Below are 19,523 nucleotides of genomic sequence, written 5' to 3'. Positions count from 1 at the left end.
CATGCCGGGCAACCCGCGTCCGACGGTCCACGGCCGGGGCACCGGGGACGGCCCGGTGATCGAGCTGCGGTCGCTCACCAAGCGCTACGGCGCCACCGTCGGCATCGAAGGGCTGGACGTGACGGTCGAGGCCGGCGAGGTCTTCGGCCTGCTCGGCCCGAACGGCGCCGGCAAGACCACCACGCTGCGCTGCCTGGTCGGCCTGCTCGGCCCCACCGAGGGCCGGGTGCGGGTGCTCGGCCTGGACCCGGTGGCCGACCACGGCCGGCTCGCCCCGTCGATCGGCTACCTGCCCGGCGAGCTGCGGCTCTACCCCGAGCTCACCGGGCGGCAGACCCTCGACCTGCTCGCCGCCCTCCAGGGCGCGCCGGTGCCGCGCCGGCGCGAGCTGTGCGAGCGGCTGACGCTCTCCCGGGCCGACCTGGCCCGGCCGGTCGGGCAGTACTCGCGCGGCATGAAGCAGAAGCTCGGGCTCGTCCAGGCGCTCCAGCACCGGCCGCCGGTGGTGGTGCTGGACGAACCGAGCGAGGGGCTCGACCCGCTGCTCCAGGAGACCTTCTACGAACTGCTCGCCGAGGAGGCCGCGGCCGGGCGGACCGTCCTGCTCTCCAGCCACGTGCTGCCCGAGGTGCAGCGGACCTGCGGCCGGGTCGCCATCGTCCGCCAGGGCCGGCTGGTCACCGTCCGCTCGGTGGCCGAGCTGCGCCAGGCCCGGGCCCGCCGCGTCCGCCTGGTCCTCGGCGACGGGCGGGGCGCCCGGCCGCTCGGCGCCGCCGAGCGGTGGTCCCCGCGCTGGGACGGTCCGCGGGTCGAGCTGCTGGTGCCGCCGGACGAGGTGGTCGCCGCGGTGCGCTCCCTGCTCGCCGAGCAGCCGGTGGCCGACCTGACCGTGGAGGAGGCGGGCCTGGACGAGGCCTTCCTCGACCTCTACCGGTCCGTCGGGGCGGAGTCCTCGACCGGCGCCGAGGGTTGCGCCGGCACCGAGGGCCCGAACGGCGCCGAGGGTGCCACCGGTACCGAGGGCCCGAACGGCGCCGAGGGTGCCACCGGCTCCGAGGGGGAGCGCCGGTGAACCCGGGCACCGTCGACCGCCGCCTGCCGCTGGTCTGGCTCGCCCTGCACCGGCGCCGGCGGATGCTGCTCTCCCTGCTGTTCGGCATGGTCGTCTTCGAGACGCTGATCGTGGTGATCGCCGGGACGGTGCCGACCGGGGACCTGTTCGGCGAACGCCGCACCCCGCCCGGCGCGTTCAAGGCCTTCAGCGGCTCCAACGGGGACGTCTCCATCGCCAGCTACCCCGGCCTGCTCGGCGCCGGGCTCACCCACCCGTTCTGGATCGCCCTCCAGCTCACCGTGATCGGCTCGCTCGGCGCCGCCGCCGTCGCGGCCGACGTCGAGTCCGGCACCATCGAGCTGCTGATGACCCGACCGGTCTCCCGACGCCGGCTGCTCGCCGAGCGGACCGGCGCGCTGGTGGCCGCCTCGGTGCTGCTCAACGCCGCCGCCACGCTGACCCTCGTGCTCGGCGTGGCCTGCTCCGGGAAGCTGCGCGCGGCCCTCCCGGAGAGCGCGGTGCTCACCGCCGGGCTGCTCGGCTGTGCGCTCGCGTTCTGCCTGACGGGGCCGGTGCTGGCGGTCTCCGCGGTCAGCCGGCGGCGGGCCCACGTGGTCGGGGCGGCCGTCGCCTTCGGCGCGGTCGGCTTCGCGCTCAACTTCGTCGCGCTGGCCTGGTCCCCGGCCAGGCCGCTGCGCTACCTCAGCCCGTTCCACTACTACGCGCCGGGCGACGTGCTCGGCCACGGCGGGGTGCCCTGGGCGGCCTTCGGGGTGCTGCTCGGCGTGGGGCTGCTGGGGCTGGCGGCGGCCTTCCGGCTGCTGGAGCGGCGGGACCTGGCGGGCTGAGGCGTGGCCTGGCGGGTTGAGGCGTGGCCTGGCGGTCCGAGGGGGCCTGGCGGTCCCGCGTGCGGCGCCGTCAGCCCCAGCGTCGGGCCGCGGCCAGCAGGTGCTCCCGGACCAGGGCCACGTGCGGGTCGGCCGAGGCCGCCGGGCGGCGGACCAGGTAGGCGGTGTTGATCGGCGGATCGGCTGGCTCGTGCAGCAACCGCAGGGCCCCGGAGGCGAGTTCGGCCCGGCACAGGTAGCCGGGCAGTACGCTCCAGCCCGCGCCGGCCACCACCGCCGAGAGCACCGCCCGCAGGTCCGGCACGGTGACGGCCGCCCGGGCGTGCAGCCGCCGGTCGAAGACGTGCCGCCAGTAGCGGCGGGCGATCGGCAGGTCCTCGGCGTAGCTGAGCAGCGGGACCTCGGCCAGCGCGTCCGGCAGCTCCCGGCCCGCCAGCCGCTCGGCCCAGACCGGGGCCGCGACGAGGACGAACTCCTCGTCGGCCAGCGGATCGGCGAGCAGCGTCCGGCCGCGCGGCCGCCGGGTGGCGACCACCAGGTCGTACCGGCCGGCCCGCAGCTCCGCCAGCAGCGGGTCGGTCAGCCCGGCCGTCACCCTCAGCCGGACGCCCTGCGCGACCAGCGGGGCCAGCCCCGCGAGCAGGACGGTGCCGAGGAACTCGGCCGGCCCGGCGAGGTGGACGGGCTCCGGCACGCCGCCGCCGCGCCCGTCGGCGAGGGCCGCGAGCTGGTCCAGCGGGACGGCCAGGCGCCCGGCGAGCTCGTCGGCGTACGGCAGCGGACTGACCCCGCGCGCCCGGCGTTCGAACAGCTCCCGGCCGAGCCGCCGCTCCAGCGCCCGGATCTGCGCCGTCACCGTGGACTGGGACAGGCCCAGCAGGTGCGCGGCCGCGGTGAAGGACCCCGCCCGGTGCACGGCGAGGAAGGTCCGCAGCTGATGGAGGTCCAGCGGGCCGGAGCCGGCGGTCGGCCGATCGCTCATACGGGCGAGCCTACGGGATTCCGATGGCTGGCCGGTCCGGGTGAGGTATCGGGATCCCGATGCCTCCCATCGCGTGGCCCATTGGTCCGGGCGGGCCGGGCGCGTCTAGCGTCGACGGCGTGAGCGCCGCGGCCGGACCGTCGCGGCCCGGACCGCGGCACCCCCTGGAGGCACACCCCATGGCCGACATCCTGTTCGTCGTGACCGGCGCGAGGTTCTGGACCCTCGACGACGGCACCGCCCACCCGACCGGATTCTGGGCCGAGGAGGCGGTCGTCCCGTACCGGGCCTTCACCGAGGCCGGCCACCGGGTCACCGTCGCCACCCCGGCCGGCGTCGTCCCGGTCGCCGACGGCGCCAGCCTGACCGACCCGGCGATGGCCGAGGAACTGGAGCGGATCGCCGAGCTCCGGCAGCCGCGGGTGCTGGCCGAGGTCGACCCGGCCGACTACGACGCCGTGTTCTACCCCGGCGGCCATGGCCCGATGGAGGACCTGGCGGTCGACCCCGACTCGGGCCGGCTGCTCACCCGGGCGCTCGCCTCCGGGCGCCCGCTCGGGGTGGTCTGCCACGGCCCGGCCGCGCTGCTGGCGGCGCTGGCCGAAGGCGGCGGCTCGCCCTTCGCCGGGTACCGGGTGACCGGTTTCACCAACGCCGAGGAGGCCCAGGCCGGTCTGGCCGACCGGGCGCCGTGGCTGCTCCAGGACCGGCTGGTCGAGCTGGGCACGGACTTCGAGGAGGGCGAGCCCTGGGCGCCGCACGTGGTGGTCGACCGCAACCTGGTGACGGGTCAGAACCCGGCCTCCTCGGCCCTGGTGGCCACCGAGCTGCTGAAGCTCCTGGACGTCCCGGCGGCCTAGACGAGTAGTTCCGAAGGCGGCTGGGTCTGCTGGTTCTGCTCCGGACGTGCAGGAAGGGTGTCCGGCATCGGGTTGTGACGACCGAAGAGCTGGGCACCCTCCTGACGGCACTCTACGTGCCGATCGATGATCACCTGCCTCGAACACGGTGGTTGGGTCGCCCACCGCTGCCGACGGACTCCGAGCTGGTCTGCCTGGCCGTGGCCCAGGCCCTGCTCGGGTTCCACTCCGAAGCGCGCTGGATCCGCTTCGCCCGTGCCCGTCTGCGCGGCATGTTTGCCAACCTGCCCGAACGGCCCGGCTACGACAAGCGCCTGCGCGCCGCCCGACCGCTGCTCCAGCAGGCCCTTCGGGACCTGGCGAAGGCGACCGACCTGTGGGCCGACCCGGTGTGGACCACCGACTCGACACCGGTGGAGTGCGGGCGCTCGCGCGACACTGTGCGCCGTTCGGCACTGGCGGGGTGGGCCGGCTACGGCTACAGCCGCTCGCATTCCCACTGGTTCCGGGGCCTGAAGGTGCACCTGGTCCGCACTCCGGCCGGGCTGCCCGTCACCTGGGCCCTGGCCGGCCCGAAGGTCGGCGAGCGTGAGGCCCCGGCCGTGCTGTTCGAGACCGAACCCGTGGCTCGGCCTCGAACAGCACGGCGGTCGCACCGTCGAAGGCGTCGGCGCCCGGGTCGGCCAGCGGCTCCTGGCCATGACCTGCGCGATCTGGCACAACCGCACCACTGGCCGACCCCGCCTCCGGCCGTCACGTGCTCACGGCCCTGCGCCCGCCCGGCCGTCGTGCGCTCACGGCCGTCGGGCCGCCGCGCGGGCCGGTGGCCGCGGTCAGCGCAGGTCGTAGGCGGTCAGCGGGTGTCCTGCCCAGATCCGGTGGGCGGCCTGCTCGGGATAGCGGACGGTCTGCGAGCGGGCGTCCAGGACCCGGGTGAGCTGCTCGTCCGGGTCGAAGGCGGGCCAGCCCGGGTCTCCCGTCGTGGCGAACCGGACCCAGGCCTGCCGCAGCTCCGCCGAGACCCGGACCACCTCCGGCGGGGGCGGGTCGCCGAGGAACTGCCGCGCCGTCGGGGCGTCCAGGCTGCCGAACGCGAGCGGCACGTCCAGCCCGTGGCAGGCTCCGAGCACGCCGCCGAGCCCGGGGGCGGGCAGGGCGAGCTCGAAGAGGTGCGAGGTGCCGCCGGCGGCAGCGTTGGCCTCGGCGAGCCGCAGGGACGGCACCCGGAACAGGGCGTCCGAGAGGACGGCCTCCAGGAGTTCGGAGGGCGTCGCCCCCGGGAGGGCCGACCGGTAGGCCTCCGGGCCGTCCGGCGGCGGCGCGAACAGCTCCAGCGAGAGCCGGGCCTCCTCCTCGGTGAAGGCACCCCGCCGGCCGCTGAGGACGGCGAACAGCCGGAACTCGTCCCGCGTGTGGCCGACCAGCAGGTCGACGCCCCCGGTGAGCGCCGACCACGGGGAGCCCGGCAGGACCTCGCCGTCGACCACCGGAACGGTGGCGATGCCGCTCTGCGCCAGCCGGCCCCAGCGGTCCAGGCGGGCGGGCAGCGCGGTGCCCAGTTCGGTGACCGCCGCGGCCAGGCGCCAGGGGTGCACCTCGGCCAGTGCGGCGGCCGTGGGCGCCGTGCCGAGCAGCTTCGCGAGCTCGGCGGTGACCTCGGCGGCCAGGGCCGGGGTGCAGTGGTTGCCGGGCACGCTGTGGGCGACGGCCCGCCGGAACAGGCCGCGGGCCCGGTCCATCGTCAGCAGGGCGGCGACCGAGCCCGCGCCGGCGGACTGCCCGGCGACGGTCACCAGGGCCGGGTCCCCGCCGAACCGGGCGATGTTGCGCCGCACCCACTGCAGGGCGGCGATCTGGTCGAGGAAGGCCCGGTTGGCCGGGGCGCCCGCCAGCAGGGCGAAACCCTCGGCGCCGACGCGGTAGTTGACGCTCACCACGACCAGCCCGGCGGAGGCCAGCGCGGTCGGGTCGTACAGCGGGTCGCCGGCCGTGCCGGCCATGTACCCGCCGCCGGGGATCCAGACCAGGACCGGCAGCCCGGCCGCGCCCGGATCGGGGGTGCAGACGTTGAGCGTCAGCCAGTCGGTGGCGTCGGAGGGCTCGGTGCCCTCGGCCGGCATCGGCCCGGACTGGGGGACGACGGGGCCGAAGGCGGTGGCGTCGCGGACACCGTCCCAGGGCTCGGGCGCGGCGGGGGCGGCGAAGCGGAGGGCTCCGACCGGCGGCCGGGCGTAGCGGATCCCGCGGAAGACGGCGAGGCCCCGCCCGCCCGCCCGCTCCGGGGGCTGCTCCGGGCTCCGCTCCGGCGCGTGCCGGGGCTGCCAGCGGCCGCGGACGAGCCCTTCGGTGGTGCGGATGGTGGGCTGCTCCGACATGTGGATGCTCCTCCCTCGGAAGGGTTCCCACGGTATAGGTCAGGTGTATTATGTCAAGCGTATGAAAAAAGACCCCGCCGGATGCGGAACGAGTCCGAGGAGCCGCCGATGCCGAAGCAGGTCGACCACCGGGAACGCCGTGAGACGATCGCCCGCGCGCTGTGGCGGGTCGTCGACCAGCGCGGCACCACCCACCTGACGATGCGGGAGGTCGCCCAGGAGGCCGGCATCTCGCTCGGGCAGCTCCAGCACTACTTCGGCTCCCGGGCGCAGATGCTCTCCTTCGCGATGGACTTCTCCGCCGAGCAGAGCGCGCTGCGGGTCGGCCGGGCGCTGGAGGCGCTCGGTGAGCGGCCGCACCCGCGGGGCGTGCTGCGGGCGATGCTGCTCGAACTGCTGCCCCTGCACCCCGACGCGCGGGCGACCAGCCGGATGAGCGCCGCCTACGTGCTGGAGGCGCTGCACGACGAGGAGGTCCGTGCGCGGGCGCGCGGCGGTCTGCTCCAGGGGCGGGGGATGGTCGAGCAGGTGCTCCGGCAGGCGGTCGCCGACGGGTACCTGGCGGCCGACCGCGACCCGGCGGTGGAGACGGACCTGCTGCTCGCGCTCACCGGGTTCAGCACGCTGCTGGAGCTGGGCGTGGTCGGGCCCGAGGCCGTGGTCACGGCCGTCGACGGGCACCTGGAGCGGCTGTTCGCGCTGCCGGGCGGCCAGGGCGCTGTGGGCGGCGAGGGCGGCGAGGGTGCTGTAGGCGGCGAGGGCGGCGAGGGTGCTGTAGGCGGCGAGGGCGGTGCCGAGGGGGCCGTCCGCGCCGGGTGAGCGCGGCGGTGGCCGGCCCGGTGGAGCGGGCTGGGGCGCGGCGTGGGGCGCGACCGGGGGAGCGGCTCGGGGCGTGGCAGGCTACCCGGGTAGCACCGCCGTCCGCGACCAGGAGCACCGCCATGGACCGACCCGCCGCCCTCCGCCTCGACGCCACCGCCTCCGGGCACCCGGCCGGCATCCTGGACGCCGCCGAGCGCGCCGAACGCCGGGGCATGGACCGGCTGGTGGTCGCCGAGACCGCGTACGACCCGTTCCTCCAGCTCGCCCGCGCGGCCGACCGGACGGAGTCGATCGAGCTGGCCACCGGTATCGCGGTGGCCTTCGCCAGGACTCCGATGACGCTCGCGTACCAGGCCTGGGGGCTGCACGCGGCCTCCGGCGGACGGGCCGTCATCGGGCTCGGCTCGCAGGTCAAGCCGCACATCGAGAAGCGCTTCGGGATGCCCTGGGACCGTCCGGCCGCCCGGATGCGCGAGTACGTGCACGCGGTGCGGGCGATCTGGCACAGCTGGCAGACCGGCGAACGGCTGCGCTTCCGGGGCGAGTTCTACACCCACACGGTGATGACTCCGGTGTTCTCCCCGGACCCGGTCCCGTCCGGGGTGCCGCGCATCCTGCTGGCGGGCGTCGGGCCGCTGATGACCCGGACCGCAGGGGCGGTGGCCGACGGCTTCCTGAGCCACCCGTTCTCCTCCGCCGCCTACCTGGCCGAGCAGGTGCTGCCGGGGCTGGCCGAGGAGCGGAACCGGGCGGAGGCGGAGGGCGCCGCGTGGACGGAGCGGCCGTTCGAGATCGTCGGCAATGTGCTCACGGCGACCGGCCGCACCGAGGAGGAGCTGGCGGCCAACCGGGCCGCCACCCGCGAGCGGCTCGCGTTCTACGCCTCCACGCCGGCCTATCGCCCGGTGCTGGCCCAGCACGGCTGGGAGGGGCTCCAGGAGGAGCTGCACACCCACTCGGTGCGCGGGCGGTGGGCGGAGATGGCCGCGCTGATCGACGACGAGGTGTTCGACGCCTTCGCGGTCTGCGGGTCGGTCGAGGAGGTCGCCGGGGAGATCCACCGACGGTACGCGGGCCTGGTCACCCGGCTGTCCGTCAGCCTGCCCGAGGACGCGGACCCGGAGTTGGGCCTGGACGTGCTGGCGGCGGTACGGGCGCTGGGCCGGCCGGAAGCGGACGCCGGGTGATCGGGATGGGCAGCCGACCGGGCACGGGGTGACGAAGTCCGGGCAGATTCGGGCAACGCGTTTCCGGAGGTAAGGTCGGGCGGCAGGATCGCGGTGGCAGGCAGGGCCGAACGGTGCGGCCGGCGTCCCGGGCCCGCCGCCCTGCGGGGCCTGTCGTGCCGTACGGTGCGTTACGCCGTGCGGCCTGTCATGCCCCGGCCGCCCGTTGCCGATCGTGGGGGTGCCCGCGTGTCCGTGTCCGACGACCGCCCGGCCGACTACGACCTGGCCGAGCGCTGGGACCCCGTCGCCAACACCTACGTCGACGCCCTGGCCGACCTGGACGAGTTCCTGCGCGTCTGCGCCGAGCTGACCGGCTTCGACGTCCCCGAGCTGTGCTCCACCGGCATGGCGGACGAGCACCACCGCACCACCCTGGCCCACCGGGTGCGCGACGAGCACGCCCTGGTCCACCTCTGGTACGTCGGCGCCTGGCCGGGCGAGGCACCCTCCTCCGCCCGCGCGCACGACCAGGGACTGGTCTGGCGGACCTTCCACGCCGTCCCGCCCGGCTCCGCGGCTCACGACCGCGGAGCCGATGGCCACCAGGGCGAGGGCCACCCGGCGGAGGGCCACCGCACCGAGGGCTGACGAGCGCGCGCTGGGGCGCGGTGGTGGACGGTGCGGGCTTCGCCGACACACTGGTCGCCCACCGTCTGGGGGCGCGGGGCTGACGGGTCCTCGTCCTGGAGGCCGGGCCGGCCGCGCCCACCGGCGCCGAGGCCGCCGCCGCCCACCGCGCGGCCGGCGGCTTCACCAGCACCGGCATCGGGCACCTCCGGCGGCACCGGGCTGCTCTGGACCGGGCTCGCCCCGCGCATGCACCCGAGGACTTCCGCACCGGGGACCTCGGCCCCGGCCGCAACCGGCCGATGGCTCCTCGGCCAGGCTGCGCCGGGGATCAGCCGGGTGCCGGCGGGGCGCCCGGACCGGTGAGCGGGGCCGCTGGGGTGCCGGCCGCGGCGCCCGCCGCCACCCGCGACCAGCGGCCGGCCAGGACGGTGCCGATGATGAGCTGGAGCTGGTGGTAGAGCATCAGCGGCAGCACCATCAGTCCGGCCTGTGCCCCGAACAGGACGGTGGCCATCGGCAGCCCGTTGGCCAGGCTCTTCTGCGAACCGCACAGCACTGCCGCGACGGTGGCCGGCCGGTCGAGCCCCAGCAGCCGGGCGCCGAGCCCGGTGGCCGCGAGGGCGACGGTGAGCAGGGCGAGCAGCACCGCGAGGAGCCCGAGCAGTGCCGGCGGGGTGGCCAGGCCCCAGATGCCCTGGGAGACCGCCGCGCTGAACGCCGTGTAGACGACCAGCAGGATCGAGCCGCGGTCCACCGGAGTGAGCACCCGTCTGTGCCGGGACAGCGGTGCGCCGAGCCACGGCCGCAGCAGTTGCCCGAGCAGGAAGGGCGCGAGCAGCTGTAGCCCGATCCGCAGCAACCCGTCGGCGGACAGCGCGGTCTGCGCCCCCAGCAGCCAGGCTGCCAGCAGTGGCGTCAGCACCAGCCCCGCCAGGCTGGAGTAGGTGCCCGCGCAGATCGCCGCCGGGATGTCGCCCCCGGCGGCGCCGGTGAGCGCCACCGAGGACTGCACGGTGGAGGGCACCAGGCAGAGGAACAGCACCCCGGTCTGCAGCGGCCCGGTGAGCGGGACGGGCGTGAGCAGTGCGGTGGCGAGGCCGAGCAGTGGGAAGAGCAGGAAGGTGGCGGCCAGCACCAGCCCGTGCAGCCGCAGATGCCGCAGCCCGGCCAGTGTCTCGCGGGTGGAGAGCCGGGCACCGTAGAGGAAGAACAGCAGCGCCACCGCGAGGTCGCAGGCCGCCCCGGCGACCCGCGCCGAGGCGCCGGAGGCCGGGAACAGCGCGGCCAGCCCGACCGTCCCGGCCAGCGCCGCCATGTACGGGTCCAGCCAGCGCGGCAGCAGCCTCCGGGCGCGGGCCCGGGGACCGTGCGGTGCCTGCGCTCGTTCCCCCGGCGTGCGTCCCCGGGGCGCGTGTTCCCCGGGCGCCCGGAGCGCTGGTGGCTGCTCCGGGCGCGTCAGGCGGTCGGTCACGGGCCGCCTCCGGCCGCCGGGCGGAGCGAGGGCCCGGAGGAGGAGCCCGGGCCGAGCAGCCCGCCCACGAGCGAACCGGCACCGTCGTGGTCGCTGCCCGCGGAGCCGCTGCCGTTCTGGAGGTTGGCCGTGCGGTCGACCTCCAGCCAGGAGTCGGCGTGCGAGTTGTCCACGACCGTGATGAGCGCACTGCCGGCCGCCGCGGGCGCCGCGGCCCCCGCGACCAGGGCGCAGGCCCCGGCCAGGCCCAGCAGGGCTCCCCGCAGGGCGGCGGGGGAGGGCGGGACGGGCACCCGCTGCCCGGCGCTCATGCCGAAACCGCCGTCAGCCCGCGGGAGCGCGAGATGTTCCGCTCCAGCAACTCGGTGGACTCCCGTACGCCGACCTGCGCGAGCCCCCCGAGCGGGGTGGGCAGCCGCCCGTCGGCGTTCTTCAGCTCGGCCAGTGCCTCGTCCATCGCCCGGTGCGCGGCGAACAGGCACGGGGTGCTGTAGATCGCCACGTCCACCCCCAGGGCCGACAGCTCCGAGAGCGAGAGCCGGGGCGACTTGCCGCCCGCGATCTGGTTGAACAGCAGCGGCTTGTCGCCCACCACCCGGCGGATCCGGCGGATCCAGTCCTCGCTGCGCACGCCGTCCACCAACACCACGTCGGCGTCGGTGGCGGCGAGCGCCCTGGCCCGGCGCAGGATGTCGTCCTCCTCGGTGGCGTCGGTGCGCGCGACCACCACCAGGTCCGTCCGGTTGGCGAGGACGAGCTCCAGCTTCTCCAGGTACTCCTCCAGCGGGAGCACCAGCTTGCCGTCCGCGTGCCCGCAGCGGCGCGGCCGCTTCTGGTCCTCCAGGATCACGCCCGACGCACCGATCCGTTCGAGCCTGCGCACGACGTGGCAGGCGACCTCCGGATCGACGTAACCGTCGTCGATGTCGACCAGCAGGTGGTGCCGGGGGAAGGCCCCGCGCAGCCGCTCGACGAAGCCCACCATGTCGGGCCAGGCGATGAAGCCGATGTCCGGCAGCCCGTAGTAGGAGGCCGCGAAGCCGAAGCCGGAGACGAACATGCCGTCGTAGTGCTCGGCCGCGATCGAGGCCGAGTACATGTCGTAGACGCCGATCAGCGGCGTCGTCCCCGGGCCCGCGATCTCCGCGCGCAGCCGCCGGCCGGGGTTGTCCGATGCCGTGTTTCCGTGGAACAAGGTCTTCTCCTTACGGGGGATGACTTTGCCTGAACTTGGTGTCGACCAGACCGAACTGAGGTGTCATCACTATGCGGCCTTTAATGTTCCGTGGGCAAATCTTTAAGAGATGTTCCCTCGTTAGAGTGAAGCGTCGGCGACAAAAAGAACAGCCGAAAATATGGCATTCGCATTAGTGAGAGCGATGCCCATTCGGGGCATGCCGGGCCGACACGGAACCGGGGCCCGCCCGATGGGGCGGGCCCCGGTGTGCGCGGGGGCGGGTGTGCGCGGGGTCGGATGCGGGGGCGGGTGTGCGGGCTCCGGCGGGGGAGAGGGGGCCGGGCGGGGTTCAGGCGCTCGGGAGCGGGGGGACGGCGCGGCGTTCGCGCAGTGTCCTGAGCACCCGGCGGGTCGCCTTGGTCGCGACCGGCGGCAGGAGCTCCAGGGCCAGTCGGCGCGGGGCGGAGCGCTCGACCGGCGCCTTGACCCGGTAGTTGAGGCGCGTCACCCGGGTGCCCCCGATGACGTCCTCGTCCACGGTGTACCCCTCGGCCTGCCAGTCGCGCTCGCGCAGGACCTCCCGGGCGGCCGCGGCGTCGCCCCAGGTGCCGTAGAACTTCATCGGGGTGAGCAGGACCGGCCGCAACCCGCCGGTGAAGACCGCCTCCCAGACGGCGGCGGAGACGCCGGGGGTGTGCTCGGAGCGGTAGTCGTCCAGGGCGACCAGGCCGTGCTCGCCCAGCACGGCGCGGGCCACCGCGATGTCCCCGGCGACGTGCTCGTAGAGGTGCGAGGCGTCGACGTGCACGAAGCGGCAGCTGCCCGCCGGGATGCGGCCGTCCGCCAGTACTGAGGTCGGGGCCTGCACTATCTCCGGCAGCTCGCTGTGGAAGGCGAGGTAGTTGGCCTCGAAGGCGCTGCGGGTGAGGGTCCTGCGGTAGGACATGTCCATCTCGGCGGCGTTCGCGGCGTCGCCCGCCTCGGAGTCGAACAGGTCGCAGACCGTCAGCCGCTCGCCGGGCCGCAGGTGGTCGCCGAGCAGGACGGCGCTGCGGCCGAGGTAGCTGCCGAGCTCCAGGATGTCCCCGGTGACGCCGGCCGCGGTCTGGGCGGACAGCAGGTGGCTGAAGGCCGCTCGGTCCAGGCTGAAGAACCAGCCCGGGATGTCGTCCCGCTTCAGCGGCGCGGAGTGGACGGCGGCCTCGACCGCGGGATCGGACGTGGACACGGCGGCCTCCAGGGGGACGGCGGGGCGCGGTGGCGGGTCACGGCCACGGAGGGGATGCCGAGGACGTGAGGCGGATCATCATAGCGACGAAGGGGCCGGGGAGAGCCAGGTGTGGAACGGCCTGAACGCAGTTCTTCGCTCCCCCGTTCGGCAGGGGCGCGCGCCTTCGTCTTCGCTCCGGGATCGCCCGGTCTGCCCACGGCGGGCTCTAGCGTCCGGAGAGCTGCGGACCCTCCGGCGCGCCGGAGGCTCCCGCGTCGGCTGCCCGGTCCAGCTCCGTGACGGTCTCGGACAGCCAGGCCCGCTCGGCCGCCGTCGAGGCCCGGGCGACCAGCAGCATCCCGCGCCGGAAGGGGTTCGGCTCGTCCTCGGCGGTCACCGGCTGCCCCGGTCCGTCGTAGAAGAAGCTGCTCGGCGCGTCCAGGAAGGCCAGCCGGCGACGGAGCACGGCGGCCTGCCGGGACGGGTCGGCGAGGTGGTGCAGGAAGGCGGTGACGGTGAAGAAGCGGATCTGGTCGGTGATCTCGGTCTGCTCCGGATCGGCCAGTCGGCGCAGCAGCTCGGCCCGCCCCGGAGCGGTCAGCTCCAGCGTCTGCCGCGGGGTGGCCCCGCTGCCCGGTTCGGTGCGGCGGTGCAGCAGCCCGGCCTTCTCCAGCCGGGCGATGGCGGGGTAGAGCGCGCCGTCGCTCACCGGCCGGACGTGGCCGGTCAGCCCGGCGATCCGGGACTTGAGCTCGTAGCCGTGCAGCGGCTGGTCGTACAGGAAGCCGAGGATCGCGAGCGTCAACACGGCTGGAGCCCTTCGGTCGGAGTGCGCCCTGCGGACGGTCATCTTACCTCTTGTCGAGATGACTCGAAACGATGCACCTCTATTAGAGACACGGCGATAGGCGTCCCGAAACGACCCGACCCGGCGGAGCGGGGGCAGGCCCCGGCCTGCCCGGCCGCGAACGAGCACCACGGCGAGAGGAGGGGGAGTCATGCGCGGCCAGCTGGGCCGGCGCCCACTCCTCCCGGCGCCGCGGCCTCACCTGGGCGTCGGGCCGAGGTGCGCGTCCAGCGCGGTGCGCAGCAGCGGCTCGACCGAGTCGTCGCCGGTGATGAGCCGCAGGCTGCCCCAGGTGCGCAGCTGGGCGAGGCCGTGCAGGTTGGACCAGAGGGCGGCGGTCACGGCGGCCGGGTCGTCGCAGCGCGGGTGCACCTCGGAGACCAGCCCGACGAAGGTGAGGAACAGCGGCAGGGTGGTACGGCGCAGTTCGAGGCCGCTGCCCTCCAGCAGGTCGTGCCGGAACATCAGCTCGAACATACCGGGGTTGGCGGCGGCGAAGCCGAGGTAGGCGCGGGCGAGCGTGTCGAGGCGGGTGCGCGCGTCGGCGCCGGTGGCGGCGGTGAGGGCGTCGGCGCCCGCGAGGGTGTCGGTGAGCCTGCCGAAGCCCTGGTGGGCGATGGCGGCGAGCAGTTCGCGGTGGCTGGGGAAGTAGCGGCGGGGGGCGCCGTGCGAGACCCCGGCGCGGCGGGCGATCTCGCGCAGGCCGAGCGCCTGGACGCCGCCCTCGGCCAGCAGCTCGACGCCCGCGGCCACCAGCCGGGCCCGTAGGTCCTGTTCCTGTCCGGTCATGAAGACACTGTCTACCAGTTCCTCGTAGACAGTGTCTACCCGCCCTTGTGTTGTCGCCCGGACAGCATCGACCGCACGGACGACGACGGCGACGGCCACGACGGCGGCGACGGCGGCGACGGCGGTGCGGCGAACGCCGAGCCCCGGCCCGGCCGGGTGGCCGGACCGGGGCGGTGAGCCGGTCGGGCGGCGCCGGGTGTGGCGCCCCGCCGTGCCCCGCTACTGGGGCGGTTGGTCGCGGAACCGGTTCTTGAGCTGCTCCTGGGCGGCGTCGACCTGCCCGCTGTACTTGCCCTGGGTGCGCTGGTCGACGGCGTCTCCTGCCTTGTCGACGGCCTTGTCGGCCTGGTCCTCGTGGCCCTTCAGCAGGTTCTTGAGCTTATCCATCATGGACATCTGGTCACACTCCTGGATGGGACGCCCCCACCCCTCCAATATCGCCGCGCTCGCGTCGGTCCGCATCCCGCAAGGTCTGCGTAAAGGCTTGGCAACGGGATTCCGATCATGTCCAATCAGGACCTCACGGCCCGTCGGAAGGAGTTGCCTTGATGCTGCGCACCCGTGGTTCCACCTCCCCGTTCGACCGCCCAGCCCCGTTCGACCGCCCCGCCTCACTCGACCGCCCCGCCCCACTCGACCACCCCGCCTCCCCGGGGCGCCCGCGCACCGCCGCCGCCCGGCGAGGCGCGGGCGCCACGCTCACCGTCGCCGCCCTGGTCGCCCCGCTGCTGCTGGCCGGCGCCGGGAGCGCCGCCGCCGACCCGGACCCGGCGCGCAAGGGCGCCAAGCTGGCCGCCCGTCTGGTCGACGCGAGCAGCGCCCGGGACGCCAGGGCCACGCTGGCCGCGCTCCAGCTGATCGCGGACCGCAACGGCGGTACCCGGGCGGCCGGTTCGAAGGGGCACGACCAGTCCGCGCAGTACGTCTACGAGCAGGCCCGGCGGGCCGGTCTCAAGGTGTCCAAGCAGGAGTTCGTCTACACCTACTTCGAGCCCCGCTCCGAGCACCTCGACGTGCTCTCCCCGAAGGGCGAGTCGGTACCGGTGATCGCCATGACCTACTCGGTGAGCGGCCCCGAGGCGGGCCTGACCGCGGACCTCGCGGTCGCCCCGGTCACCGCCGCGACGGGTTGCACGCCCGCCGACTACCCCGCAGGCGCCTTCACCGGCAGGATCGCCCTGATCCGGCGCGGTGGCTGCTCGTTCGCCGAGAAGCAGGCCGCGGCGGCCGCCGCGGGTGCGAGCGGTGCGATCATCTACAACAACATCGACGGCAGCCTGAACGGGACGCTCACCGACCCGACGGTGGGGCGCATCCCGACCGGCGGGATCAGCCGGGCCGCGGGGGAGGCCCTGGCCGCCGAGGCCGCCGCCGGGCCCGTCCGGGTGAGCCTGGACATCCGCACCTTCATGGAGCAGCGCCGGACCTGGAACGTCATCGCCGAGACCCGCGGCGGCGACCCGGACCACACCGTGATGGTCGGTGCGCACCTGGACTCCGTCCCCGAGGGCCCGGGCATCAACGACAACGGCTCCGGCACGGCCGGAATCCTGGAGGTGGCCAGGAACCTCGGTGTCCACCCGGTGAAGAACAAGGTCAGGTTCGCCTGGTGGTCGGCGGAGGAGTTCGGACTCAAGGGCGCCGAGAAGTACGTCGGCTCCCTCTCCGAGGCGGAGCGCAGGAAGATCAGCCTCTACCTCAACTTCGACATGATCGCCTCTCCCAACTACGCGCAGTTCGTCTACAACGGCTCCGGCAGTGCCGGGGGCGACGCGGGCCCCGAGGGCTCGGCGCAGCTGGAGCGGGACATCAACGGCTACCTGGACGGCCGGGGCCTGCCGCACGACCCGACCCTGTTCGACGGCCGCTCCGACTACGGCCCGTTCATCGACGCGGGCATCCCGGCGGGCGGCACCGACACGGGCGCCGAGAAGGTCAAGTCCCCGGCGCAGGCAGCGCGATACGGCGGCACGGCCGGCGTCGCGTACGACCCGTGCTACCACCAGGCCTGCGACGACCTGGGCAACATCGACATGGGCGTCTTCGACGTCAACATCGACGTGATCGCGAACGCCGTCGGCACCTACGCCTGGGACCTGTCCTCGCTCCACCGGCCCGTCCCGGCCCCGGCGCCGGCCGCGAAGGCGGCTCCCGGCGCGGGCGCGGCGGGCACCGGCGGCAGCGGCAGCGACCGCAGCCACGCGGTGGCGGCCTGACGCCCGGGTGGGCCCACCGCCGCCGCCGGCCGGCGGGCCCACCCGACCGCCGTACGGGACCGCTCCATCCGCGACCTCCCTCCCTCACCGCCCCTGGTGGCTCCGGGGTACGGTCACCGTAGCGGAGGCCACTGACACATCCGGCCGCAGGCCGGTACGGTGCCCCGCGCAGCGCACCCGCCGGGACCCGGTGGGTGCGCCGGGTCCGGTCCTGACACCATGGGACCGAGATCACGACACGGTGACATCCCCGGAGGAGTCAGCATCATGAGCACCCACTACGACGTCGTCGTCCTCGGCGCGGGCCCCGGCGGCTACACCGCCGCCGTCCGCTCGGCCCAGCTGGGGCTGAAGGTCGCGGTCATCGAGGCCAAGTACTGGGGCGGCGTCTGCCTCAACGTCGGCTGCATCCCCTCCAAGGCCCTGCTGCGCAACGCCGAGCTCGCCCACATCTTCACCAAGGAGGCCAAGACCTTCGGCATCAAGGTCGAGGGCCAGGTGACCTTCGACTTCGGCGAGGCGTACCGGCGCAGCCGCTCGGTGGCCGACGGCCGGGTCAAGGGCGTCCACTACCTGATGAAGAAGAACGGCATCACCGAGTACGACGGCTGGGGCACCTTCGTCGACGACCACACCCTCCAGGTCGCTCTCAGCAGCGGCGGCTTCGACGTCGTGACCTTCGACCACTGCATCATCGCCGCCGGCGCCACCACGCGGCTGCTGCCCGGTACCAGCCTGAGCGAGCGCGTGGTGACCTACGAGGAGCAGATCCTCACCGAGCAGCTGCCGGAGAGCATCATCATCGCGGGCGCCGGCGCGATCGGCGTCGAGTTCGCCTACGTGCTGCACAACTACGGCGTGAAGGTCACCATCGTCGAGTTCCTGGACCGCATGGTGCCGCTGGAGGACGTCGAGGTCTCCACCGAACTCGCCAAGCAGTACCGCAAGCTGGGCATCGAGGTGCTGACCTCCACCCGGGTCGAGTCGATCGACGACAGCGACCCGAACGCCAAGGTCCGGGTCACCGTCACCAAGGACGGGCAGCAGCAGGTGCTGGAGGCCGACAAGGTGCTCCAGGCGATCGGCTTCGCGCCGCGGGTCAACGGCTACGGCCTGGAGAACACCGGGGTCAAGCTCACCGACCGCAACGCCATCGCGGTGGACGGCCGCGGCCGCACCAGCGTCGAGCACATCTTCGCGATCGGCGACGTGACCGCCAAGCTGATGCTCGCGCACGCCGCCGAGGCGATGGCCGTGATCGCCGCCGAGACCATCGGCGGGGCGGAGACCATGGAGGTGGACTTCGCCATGGTCCCGCGCGCCACCTACTGCCAGCCGCAGATCGCCTCCTTCGGCTACACCGAGGCGCAGGCCCGCGAGCTCGGGCACGACGTCAAGGTCGCCAAGTTCCCGTTCACCGCCAACGGCAAGGCGCACGGCCTCGGCCACCCGGTCGGCTTCGTCAAGGTCATCAGCGACGCCAAGTACGGCGAGCTGCTCGGCGCCCACCTGATCGGCCCCGAGGTCACCGAACTGCTGCCGGAGCTGACGCTGGCCCAGCAGTGGGACCTGACCGTCCACGAGGTGGCCCGCAACGTGCACGCCCACCCGACCCTGGGCGAGGCGGTCAAGGAGGCCATCCACGGCCTCGCCGGTCACATGATCAACATGTGACGCCCGCCCCTGGCGCACCGCGCCGCGCCCCCGTCGGGCAGCCGCCCGGCGGGGGCGCCGGCGCGGCGAAGCCTGCGACGGCGGTCAGGCGCGCCCGGTGATCAGGCCGAGCCGGCCGTCGAAGCGGCGGTAGAGCACCCGGCCCCGGCCGGTGCCCGGGTGTGCGAAGAACAGGAACGGCAGCTCGGCGCCGGCCAGCCGGTCCACGGCCTGGCGCTCCGTCAGCCGCGGCGCGCCGTACGGACTGAGGGTGATCGGCGAGGTCCGGCGGCCGGCCGGCCCGGCGGGGACGGTACGGGCGAGGCGGTAACCGGTCGGCCCGACCCGGTAGACCACGGCGTCGGTCTCCGTCGCCGGGTCGGTGAACAGGTGGATGTCGTAGTCCATCGCGTCCATCGTCCGGGCGGCGGCCTCCGGCGAGCACCACACCAGTGCGGGCTCCTTGCGGCGGACCACCCGGAGCGCCTGGACGGGCCCGCCGTCCGGCCCGGTGGGGGCCCCCGCCCGGTGGCCCGGCCAGGGGCGCGGTGTCCAGGCCCCGGTGACCGCCCTGATCCTGGCCCGCAGCGCGTCGCTCACCCGGTCGAGCGAGTCGCCCAGCCCGGCCGCGGCCTCCTGGACGCGGATCCGCCGGCCGTCCACCTCGGCGTTCACCTGGGCCAGCACGCCCCCGGCCACGGCCGCGAGCCGCACCCGCAGGGCCTCCACCAGCGTGCCCGCCCCCGGGGCCGCCGCCGCGGCCGCCACCCGGGCCCGCGCCTGGGCTAGGACCTCGCCGGTCAGCCCCTCGAACGCCCTCACTGTGACCAACTCGCCCATCCCCAGGCCCTTCCACTCCCAACCGGCGCATACCGGCGACCAGGATCCCCGGCCCCCGGCCACGCGGCCAGGGCCCAACGGCCCCACCTCGCCCGCCGCCCGGGGCGGGCGGGCCGGGCGGGGAAGCTACGGGCCGGGGGCGCGGCGCCGTTCCCCCGACCCGGGGCCCCGGGTCGGGAACGCGGCGTGCTGCCGGCGGCGGTCGCAGCGGTCGCGGCGACGTCTTCGCGGGTGCGCCGCGAACGTGGTGGGCGTGCCGGGCCTGCCACTCCCTGCCCGCAGCCCGGGCACCCCGGCTGACCTGCCGGGTACGTGGCGTTCGCGGCGTCCGCGCTGCAGCCGGTGGTGGTGCTCGGCGCACCGGCCGCCTCGCTGGTGACGGGGGCGGCGGCTGACCAGCCGGGCGCGTACCCGAAGCCCTCCCCGTTCCCGCACGGTCGACTGGTCGAGGTGGCCGGGCCGGTGGCGGGGGGGGCGCGCCGCCCCCCCCCCGCCGCGGCGCCCCCCCCCCCCACACCCCCCCCCCCCCCCGCGCGGGCGGCGCCGGGGGGGGGGGGGGGGGGGGGGGAAAACATAGGTG

General features: G+C 75.0%; 18 protein-coding genes and 1 pseudogene. 9 read left to right on the top strand and 10 right to left on the bottom strand.

The window, feature by feature from the left end; genetic code table 11:
* The first annotated feature begins 1 nt into the window (after window position 1).
* Together ACH5AR_RS16630 and ACH5AR_RS16625 are read left to right on the top strand one after the other, a co-directional pair.
* Window positions 2-1,072, top strand: a complete 1,071-nt coding sequence (locus ACH5AR_RS16630; RefSeq protein WP_396302126.1) for an ABC transporter ATP-binding protein — start codon at window positions 2-4, stop codon at window positions 1,070-1,072.
* A complete protein-coding gene (locus ACH5AR_RS16625) occupies window positions 1,069-1,902 on the top strand; it encodes an ABC transporter permease subunit (protein ID WP_396302125.1) in 834 nt (277 codons plus the stop codon). Before ACH5AR_RS16630 ends, ACH5AR_RS16625 begins: the two co-directional genes overlap by 4 nt.
* Before the next feature lie 70 nt (window positions 1,903-1,972).
* Here the strand turns inward: ACH5AR_RS16625 and ACH5AR_RS16620 are convergent, their stop codons facing one another.
* Window positions 1,973-2,884, bottom strand: coding sequence for a LysR family transcriptional regulator (locus tag ACH5AR_RS16620; RefSeq protein ID WP_396302124.1), 912 nt, complete (start codon window positions 2,882-2,884; stop codon window positions 1,973-1,975).
* Window positions 2,885-3,063: 179 nt separating this feature from the next.
* On the opposite strand from ACH5AR_RS16620, the gene ACH5AR_RS16615 reads away from it, so the two are divergent.
* Together ACH5AR_RS16615 and ACH5AR_RS16610 are read left to right on the top strand one after the other, a co-directional pair.
* Window positions 3,064-3,744 (top strand): type 1 glutamine amidotransferase domain-containing protein, encoded by a 681-nt coding sequence (locus ACH5AR_RS16615; RefSeq protein ID WP_396302123.1) that lies wholly within the window; start codon window positions 3,064-3,066, stop codon window positions 3,742-3,744.
* 74 nt (window positions 3,745-3,818) lie between these two features.
* Window positions 3,819-4,515, top strand: a pseudogene (locus ACH5AR_RS16610) (IS982 family transposase); the annotation flags it as partial.
* A gap of 62 nt (window positions 4,516-4,577) precedes the next feature.
* Here ACH5AR_RS16610 and ACH5AR_RS16605 read toward each other — a convergent pair.
* Window positions 4,578-6,119, bottom strand: coding sequence for a carboxylesterase/lipase family protein (locus ACH5AR_RS16605; protein WP_396302122.1), 1,542 nt, complete (start codon window positions 6,117-6,119; stop codon window positions 4,578-4,580).
* A gap of 108 nt (window positions 6,120-6,227) precedes the next feature.
* Here ACH5AR_RS16605 and ACH5AR_RS16600 point away from each other — a divergent pair, with 108 nt between their 5' ends.
* The 3 genes from ACH5AR_RS16600 to ACH5AR_RS16590 all read left to right on the top strand — a co-directional run bounded on the left by ACH5AR_RS16600 (window position 6,228) and on the right by ACH5AR_RS16590 (window position 8,758).
* Window positions 6,228-6,938: a TetR/AcrR family transcriptional regulator gene (locus ACH5AR_RS16600; protein WP_396302121.1), complete on the top strand. Its 711-nt coding sequence runs from the start codon at window positions 6,228-6,230 to the stop codon at window positions 6,936-6,938.
* Between the two features lie 122 nt (window positions 6,939-7,060).
* Window positions 7,061-8,128, top strand: coding sequence for a TIGR03617 family F420-dependent LLM class oxidoreductase (locus ACH5AR_RS16595; protein ID WP_396302120.1), 1,068 nt, complete (start codon window positions 7,061-7,063; stop codon window positions 8,126-8,128).
* Between the two features lie 228 nt (window positions 8,129-8,356).
* Window positions 8,357-8,758: a hypothetical protein gene (locus ACH5AR_RS16590; RefSeq protein ID WP_396302119.1), complete on the top strand. Its 402-nt coding sequence runs from the start codon at window positions 8,357-8,359 to the stop codon at window positions 8,756-8,758.
* Window positions 8,759-9,068: 310 nt separating this feature from the next.
* On the opposite strand, the gene ACH5AR_RS16585 is transcribed toward ACH5AR_RS16590, so the two are convergent.
* From ACH5AR_RS16585 to ACH5AR_RS16555, 7 genes are all read right to left on the bottom strand, one after another.
* Complete coding sequence (locus tag ACH5AR_RS16585; protein ID WP_396302118.1) at window positions 9,069-10,055, bottom strand: bile acid:sodium symporter family protein; 987 nt, start codon at window positions 10,053-10,055, stop codon at window positions 9,069-9,071.
* A 152-nt stretch (window positions 10,056-10,207) separates the two neighbouring features.
* Window positions 10,208-10,522 carry a hypothetical protein gene (locus tag ACH5AR_RS16580; RefSeq protein WP_396302117.1) on the bottom strand — a complete coding sequence of 105 codons (315 nt, stop codon included), beginning with the start codon at window positions 10,520-10,522 and terminating at the stop codon, window positions 10,208-10,210.
* Window positions 10,519-11,406: an oxaloacetate decarboxylase gene (locus ACH5AR_RS16575; protein WP_396302116.1), complete on the bottom strand. Its 888-nt coding sequence runs from the start codon at window positions 11,404-11,406 to the stop codon at window positions 10,519-10,521. Before ACH5AR_RS16575 ends, ACH5AR_RS16580 begins: the two co-directional genes overlap by 4 nt.
* 331 nt (window positions 11,407-11,737) lie before the next feature.
* Entirely contained in the window at window positions 11,738-12,616 is an 879-nt protein-coding gene (locus tag ACH5AR_RS16570; RefSeq protein ID WP_396302115.1) for a class I SAM-dependent methyltransferase, read from the bottom strand.
* Between the two features lie 208 nt (window positions 12,617-12,824).
* Entirely contained in the window at window positions 12,825-13,406 is a 582-nt protein-coding gene (locus ACH5AR_RS16565) for a PadR family transcriptional regulator (protein WP_396302114.1), read from the bottom strand.
* 237 nt (window positions 13,407-13,643) lie between these two features.
* Complete coding sequence (locus tag ACH5AR_RS16560) at window positions 13,644-14,234, bottom strand: TetR/AcrR family transcriptional regulator (RefSeq protein WP_396302113.1); 591 nt, start codon at window positions 14,232-14,234, stop codon at window positions 13,644-13,646.
* Between the two features lie 219 nt (window positions 14,235-14,453).
* Window positions 14,454-14,630 carry an antitoxin gene (locus tag ACH5AR_RS16555; RefSeq protein WP_359820001.1) on the bottom strand — a complete coding sequence of 59 codons (177 nt, stop codon included), beginning with the start codon at window positions 14,628-14,630 and terminating at the stop codon, window positions 14,454-14,456.
* 152 nt (window positions 14,631-14,782) lie between these two features.
* On the opposite strand from ACH5AR_RS16555, the gene ACH5AR_RS16550 reads away from it, so the two are divergent.
* Window positions 14,783-16,450 (top strand): M28 family peptidase, encoded by a 1,668-nt coding sequence (locus ACH5AR_RS16550; RefSeq protein ID WP_396302112.1) that lies wholly within the window; start codon window positions 14,783-14,785, stop codon window positions 16,448-16,450.
* Between the two features lie 267 nt (window positions 16,451-16,717).
* Window positions 16,718-18,124, top strand: a complete 1,407-nt coding sequence (gene lpdA / locus ACH5AR_RS16545; protein WP_396302111.1) for a dihydrolipoyl dehydrogenase — start codon at window positions 16,718-16,720, stop codon at window positions 18,122-18,124.
* An 84-nt stretch (window positions 18,125-18,208) separates the two neighbouring features.
* On the opposite strand, the gene ACH5AR_RS16540 is transcribed toward lpdA, so the two are convergent.
* Window positions 18,209-18,925 (bottom strand): sigma 54 modulation/S30EA ribosomal C-terminal domain-containing protein, encoded by a 717-nt coding sequence (locus tag ACH5AR_RS16540; protein WP_396302268.1) that lies wholly within the window; start codon window positions 18,923-18,925, stop codon window positions 18,209-18,211.
* Window positions 18,926-19,523: the final 598 nt, after the last annotated feature.

Origin of the sequence: Kitasatospora sp. NPDC018619 (genome assembly GCF_044391605.1) — a bacterium.
GTDB lineage: Bacteria > Actinomycetota > Actinomycetes > Streptomycetales > Streptomycetaceae > Kitasatospora.
The sequence above is the reverse complement of the archived record's forward strand: the minus strand, read 5'-3'. Positions and strand labels throughout refer to the sequence as shown.